The 6000-nt window shown below is 60.4% G+C and carries 7 protein-coding genes and 1 pseudogene; 3 read left to right on the top strand and 5 right to left on the bottom strand.

What is annotated here, in order from left to right; translation table 11 throughout:
• Positions 1 to 19: 19 nt before the first annotated feature.
• From ACGLHR_RS38755 to ACGLHR_RS38765, 3 genes and pseudogenes are all read left to right on the top strand, one after another.
• Positions 20 to 1002 (top strand): annotated as a pseudogene (locus tag ACGLHR_RS38755) (Bug family tripartite tricarboxylate transporter substrate binding protein).
• Between the two features lie 106 nt (positions 1003 to 1108).
• Positions 1109 to 2620, top strand: a complete 1512-nt coding sequence (locus ACGLHR_RS38760) for a carotenoid oxygenase family protein (RefSeq protein WP_400100778.1) — start codon at positions 1109 to 1111, stop codon at positions 2618 to 2620.
• 9 nt (positions 2621 to 2629) lie between these two features.
• Positions 2630 to 3331 (top strand): alpha/beta fold hydrolase, encoded by a 702-nt coding sequence (locus tag ACGLHR_RS38765; protein WP_400100779.1) that lies wholly within the window; start codon positions 2630 to 2632, stop codon positions 3329 to 3331.
• Positions 3332 to 3652: 321 nt separating this feature from the next.
• Here the strand turns inward: ACGLHR_RS38765 and ACGLHR_RS38770 are convergent, their stop codons facing one another.
• The 5 genes from ACGLHR_RS38770 to ACGLHR_RS38790 form a co-directional block, all read right to left on the bottom strand.
• Positions 3653 to 4033: a type II toxin-antitoxin system VapC family toxin gene (locus ACGLHR_RS38770; protein ID WP_400100781.1), complete on the bottom strand. Its 381-nt coding sequence runs from the start codon at positions 4031 to 4033 to the stop codon at positions 3653 to 3655.
• Positions 4030 to 4236 (bottom strand): type II toxin-antitoxin system VapB family antitoxin, encoded by a 207-nt coding sequence (locus tag ACGLHR_RS38775; RefSeq protein ID WP_045237332.1) that lies wholly within the window; start codon positions 4234 to 4236, stop codon positions 4030 to 4032. Before ACGLHR_RS38775 ends, ACGLHR_RS38770 begins: the two co-directional genes overlap by 4 nt.
• A 15-nt stretch (positions 4237 to 4251) precedes the next feature.
• The gene (locus ACGLHR_RS38780) at positions 4252 to 4443 is read right to left on the bottom strand and encodes a hypothetical protein (RefSeq protein WP_400100783.1); all 192 of its coding nucleotides are present in this window, start codon (positions 4441 to 4443) and stop codon (positions 4252 to 4254) included.
• Positions 4444 to 4656: 213 nt separating this feature from the next.
• Positions 4657 to 5025, bottom strand: coding sequence for a VOC family protein (locus ACGLHR_RS38785; protein ID WP_400100785.1), 369 nt, complete (start codon positions 5023 to 5025; stop codon positions 4657 to 4659).
• A 325-nt stretch (positions 5026 to 5350) separates the two neighbouring features.
• On the bottom strand, positions 5351 to 5725 hold the full coding sequence (locus ACGLHR_RS38790) for a PHA-granule associated protein 4 (protein ID WP_400100786.1): 375 nt from the start codon (positions 5723 to 5725) through the stop codon (positions 5351 to 5353).
• Positions 5726 to 6000: the final 275 nt, after the last annotated feature.

A 6000-nucleotide genomic window follows, 5' to 3' on the forward strand; every position in this document is an offset into this window, starting at 1 on the left:
CTTACTCGGAAAACGCATGATGCAGAAAAACACCCCTTCAGTGACAAGGCGTGCCTTTATCGGCGCCTGCCTGGCGCTGGGCTTCATTTCGGGCGCGCAGGCGGGCGACTGGCCCACGCGGCCAATCACGCTGGTCGTGCCATACCCGGCTGGCGGGCTGACGGACACGGTATCCCGGACGTTGGGCGATGAGGTCGGCAAGATCCTCGGCCAGCCGATTGTGATCGAGAATCGCGCCGGCGCGGGGGGCAAGATCGGCCTGGATGCCGTCAGGCGCGCACCGCGGGATGGCTACACGATTGCGCTGGTCGTGCCTGCCACCATGATCACGCTGCCCCTGACGGACAAAAACTACGGGATCGACCCGTTGAAGGATTTCGAGCCAATTACGATTGCCGTCGACACTTACCTCGCGCTCGTGACAAGCCCCGCTTTGGGGGTGCACAACCTGAAGGAATTCACTGCCTATGCCCAGCAGCACCAGGGAAAGCTGAACTACGCCACACCGGGCGCCGGCACCAGCTTTCATTTCAATAATGTGATGCTTGCGCAGAAGCTCGGCATCCGGGCGCGCATGTGCCGTACAAGGGCGAGGTTCAGATGATGACCGATATCGCCAATGGCCAGATCCATTACGCCTTGGTCACGAACTCGTCCAAGGCGTTTGTGGACGGTGGCAAGGCGGTGCCAATGGCGGTGGCGGCAGCCAAACCTGTGCCGGCCTTTCCAAATGTGCCGACCTTTCGCGAGCTGGGCGTGGATTTCACCACCGATGGCTGGGTGGGCTATGCCGCTGCCGCAGGTACCCCGGTGCAGATTCTCGACAAGCTGAATGCTGCTTTCACCAAGGCGCTGGCACTGCCGCGCATCAAGGAACTGTTTGTGCAGATGGGCTACAAGCCGGTTGGTAATACGCGGGCACAGTTCCGCGCTCTGATCGAGGAGCGCACCAGGCACTATGCGCAGCTCGTGAAGTCCGGCGCGGTGAAGCTGGAAAACTGAGCATCGCAGCCCGGGAAGTCATTGCGGAAGCCTTCCGAGAAGCCATAAGAGAAGCCGTTGGCGCATCAAGGTCTGGTGCGCCAGGCAAGCAGAGTGAGGATTCATCATGCTGGAAATCGTCAATCATGTTCCGTCCACGATCGCGGCGGACAACGACCATCCCTTCCTCAACGGGCCATTTACGCCCAACCAGGACGAATACACCGCGGATACCGATGCCATGCAGGTGATCGGCGAAATCCCCAAGGATCTGCACGGCATCTACGTGCGCAACACGCATAACCAGGTGCATGAATCGATTGGCATCTACCATCCCTTCGACGGTGACGGCATGTTGCACGCAGTCCACTTCGAAGACGGTCGCGCCACTTACCGCAACCGCTATGTGCAGACCACTGGCTTTCTTGCTGAAAAGGCGGTAGGCCGCTCACTCTGGCCAGGCATGCTGTCGCCCCAGTTGTATTCGCGCCGTGGGTGGGGCTCGATGGGCGCCATGAAGGACAACGCCGGCACCGACGTAATCTGTCACGCCGGCAAGCTGCTTGCTTCGATGTCGCAGGGCAGTGAGCCCTGGCGGCTGGACCCGCTGTCCCTCGAGACGCTGGGACCGGATGCGAACTGGGCGGGCTCGGTTCCGGATGGCGTGGCTTCTCACTACAAGGTCGATGCCGAAACGGGCGAGATGATGTTCTTCAACTACCCGGAGCGCTGGCCGCATATGCATTACGGCGTGATCGACCGCCACAACCGCCTGGTGCACTACGTCCCAATTGAGCTGCCTGGCCCGCGGTGGCCGCATGACCTGGGCATCACGAAGAACTACACGATCCTGCATGACCTGCCGTTCTTCTTCGATCCCGATGCACTGAAGCGCGGCGAGCGCAAGCTGGCGTTCCACCGCGACGTGCCGGCCCGCTTCGGCATCGTGCCGCGCCATGGCGACAATGCGCAGGTGCGCTGGTTCGAGGGCACGCCTTGTCACATCCTGCATCTGGCGAACTGCTACGAGGACGACGACGAGATCGTGATGGACGGCTGCATTATGCCGAACCCGCACAAGCCAAGCGTGGGCCAAAGCGACGGCAGCAAGCAGGCGGCGTACGACAAGATCCGCGCTCATCTCGACAAGCATAACAACCCCACGTTGATGTACCGGTGGCGATTCAACTTGAAGACCGGACAGACGCGCGAAGTGCAGATTGACGACGAAATCACGGAATTCCCGATCTGTAGCAACGACTATGTTGGCCGGCCTTATCGGTATAGTTATAACGTCTTGTACGAAAAAGGCGAATGGCTGTTCCGCGGCCTCAAACGCTACGACATGCTGAGCGGTGCGGCCCAGCGCTACGAATACGGCAAGGGCCGCTATGGCAGTGAGCCGCAGATGGCGCGCCGCATCGGCGCCAAAACGGAAGACGACGGCTACCTGCTGACCTTCGTCACCGACCTGGCTGCAAATCGTTCGGAATGCCTGATCCTGGACGCCAGCGATATTGCTGGCGGGCCGATTGCGCATATCATTCTGCCGCATCGCATTTCGATGGGTACGCATGCTTGCTGGGTCGAGCATGACCGCATTGCCGGCGAGAGCCGCGATACGGCATACCTCCCCTGAGGCGGCGCCATGCAAAAGAACCTCGTTCTGGTGCCGGGACTGAACAACACCCGGGTGGTGTTCGCCCGGACCGTGGCGGCACTGCCGCCATCCGTGTGCGGCATTGCAGTGGACTGCCCGGCCCTGCCGTCCGTCGAGGCCATCGCCGACGCACTGCTGCCGGCCCTGCCGGAGCGATTCTGGCTGGGCGGTTTCTCGTTCGGTGGCTATGTGGCCTTGGCGTTGCTGGAGTCTGTGCCCGAGCGCATCGAAGGCATCGCCTTGATCTGCACGGCGTCCTATGCGGATTCGCCGGAGCAGGGCGAGAAACGGCGCAAGGCCATGGCCACGGCTCGCGAGGGCGGCTACTTCGACATGATCGAAGCGCAGGCAGCCAATGCTTTCCATCCGCGCAATCTGCAAGACGCGGACCTGATGTCGGAGCGGCGAGCCATGGTGCGCGCCTACGGCGTCGAACGTTACCTCGCGCATATGCAAGCCGTCATCGACCGGCCGGATCGCTCGCGGTTGTTTGACGGCAGCAAGCCAACGCTGGCAGTGGGCGGATCGCACGATCGGGTATTTCCCGAGGCAATGATGCGCCAGGTTGCGTTGGACATCCCCGGTGCTGTGCTGCGGATCATCGCGCCTGCCGGGCACCTGGTACCGATGGAGCAACCGCGGGAATTGGCGAGTGCATTGGCGCATTGGATGGGGGTGGGGAGCAGCTAGCGCAGGGGTAGGGGCAGGGGACGACTGTTAGGTTTGAGAGCAGTGGCGCTTCCCTTCCGGTTTGACGCGCTATACGCAGGAACGCGGCCCCGCCTTGAAGTCACCCGTTGGCAACGGCGCGGTGTATGCGGCTACCTGTCGCGACACGCGCGGCCAGTCTCTTGATGGCTTCCACACCTACCCGCCGCCCGATCACTTCAACATGGGTTCTGCTGACGGATACGAGCGGACGATGGTGTAGGGATGCCGGTTGCCGAGTATTACTCCGATGATTCGGTGGCGCGCAAGCGTCCGATCGGCGCCTGGCGCGGGACCCTGCACCTAGTGAAGCTTGGGTCGATGCGCCACACCAAAACGCACCGACAAATCGTCGAGACGCTTGTCCAGTGTCCATAGTTGCGCGCCTGGTGTGATCAGAGCGGAAGCCAGCAATGAGACGTCCACTAGGCCACAACCCAGCCCATACAATTTTTCGTGTTCGATAAACGCCATTACCTCTGCAAGGCTCACTTGCTTGGCCGGCTGCAACAGTCCAATGTCCCCGAGTGTCCGGGTACGTGGTGCTGGAGGCGTCCCGCAAGCCAATTCAACCACGACCATAGGGTGGGTCAGTGCTTGATCCGACAGGATCAAATTGACCAGTGCGTCATTGCGTTTCCTAAAATGATCTACCCATACTGAGGTGTCGACGAGTACGCTCATTTCGCTTGAGGCTCCGTACGGCGACGCGGCACATCTTGCATGTCTGGAGCGGTGCCACCGAGGGCCGCGAGCCGCTTGGCCGCTTGTACCCGGACGAAAGTCTTAATCGCCTCCCGAAAGAGGTCAGATTTGTCCATGCTAGGGTCGGCTACCTCTAGCGCTTGTTCATAGAGGGCATCGTCGATTGTGACTGTAGTGCGCATAACGTGCTCCTTGCCTCAAAATTGATGTAAGTTTGCACCAAAAACAGCATCTCGGCAAGGTGCTCGAAGCAGGTGTTTTCCGCTGTTGCACTCATGTGGGGCGGCAGTAATGGCCAGATGCAGGAACACTCCCCGATACGCCGTCACGACGTGATTGCTGTCGTTGACGATGGCCAGATGCAGCCCGTAGGCATGGAACAGCAACACGGCATGGGCCGCCCGCGCGCGGCGAGCATACCGAAGCCGTTGAGCGCATGCTGCTCGATGTCATCGAACTCCTGCGCCGCGCAAGTCGTTCCGAACGTCGCGGCCGCGACCGGCAATGCAGCGCAGCGCTTTCGGGACCTCATATCGCCTCGAGCATGGAATGTCGAAGCCCGTGGCACTCGTCGCGCCTCTTCCTCTCGACGCGCATGCGTCTTATCCCTTCATGGAGATTTCCAGAAAATGCTTGCTCGGATCCTCGAAATAGACTCTGCGGCAGGCATCGTTCGTGCTGACCTCGCCGGGGCGGCGGCGGTATGGGTCCGACCAGTACATCAGATCGCGCGCCTGGATTCGGGCGAGGCTTTGCTCGAATTCGACGTCGCTGGTCAGAAAGGCATAGTACTGCAGGGCAACATCGCCTTCCGCGTCAATGAAGTCCAGGGTGACATCGTTGTCCAGCCGTACGGCAAGAAACAGCCCAACGGGCACGGCCGCGGGACGTCCGAGGATCTCGCAGAGGAAGTCGGCGGACACCTTCTTGTCATGAGAAAAGACGAGGGTGTGGTTGCGCTGGATGGCCATGTCGCGCTCGACGACCCACAGCGGATGTGTAGTTAAGTACTGTCTTGTCGTATGTCTGGTACGTCGCGTAAGGCGCTTCGTAACGTGCGCGTTGGGAATGTACCAGTGCAACATTGACCGTCTGGGACACCCGTCTTTGAGTTGAGCGCATGTCGTCTGCTTGCCCGCACTCGAAGTAGCAGGGTAACAAAATCAGTGGCCTCAAGGCTATGGCCTGACCATAGTTACACGGCACATTGCATATTTATGGGGCGGCCTGTTCTCGCCGGCGTTTTCTGCACTAACGTGTCAAGTGCGGCGGCATGGTGCCAGGGGGAAACGTAATTTAATCTTCCCATACTGCCTCCACTTCCCGCATCAAACGCCCGGCGAGGATATAGTCCCCCAGTTTGGACGCCTTTGCCTCCAGGCTCTCCAGTTCAACTGCCGGCAGTTCGCTCAACTCAAACTGGCAATAGAGGTTTCGCTGCCGGAAGGTCGCTTTTGGCCGCATTAGGCCGGCGACCAATGCCGTTGGAGATTTGACTGCGACGTTCTCTTGCCCGCGATATTCCACGCGTATCCCTGCCTTCTGGCCGAGCCGACCAAGTTCAATCGCATCTTGCCAGCCAGCCTCATAGTCCAGTTCCACCACCGTCACGCCTTCTGTCCCCAGGAGTCTTAGTGCCTCCCCTTTGGTGCCAGCTCGAGCTGTCGCCATTTACTTCTCCACTCACCTTCTCCGCGCATATGGGCCAGGCCCTGCACCCTCACAGCATTGTAGCCGCCGGCGGAGCCTCGAGCTCGATGACCTTCCCGGCGATTGACAGCTGCGGGCAGTGCGGAATGCCGGGGCAAACTCGGTGGCAAGGAGAGGGGAACTGCGATGTCGTCGCTCTTCTGGAACACGCTTCATTCAGCTATTGATCTTTCCGTAAATCATGACATCACCACAACGTTGCCTGAACCCAGCACGCGGCGATGATCGAAGGCCGG

Origin of the sequence: Cupriavidus sp. CuC1, from assembly GCF_044627735.1 — a bacterium.
Taxonomy (GTDB): Bacteria; Pseudomonadota; Gammaproteobacteria; order Burkholderiales; family Burkholderiaceae; genus Cupriavidus; species Cupriavidus ulmosensis.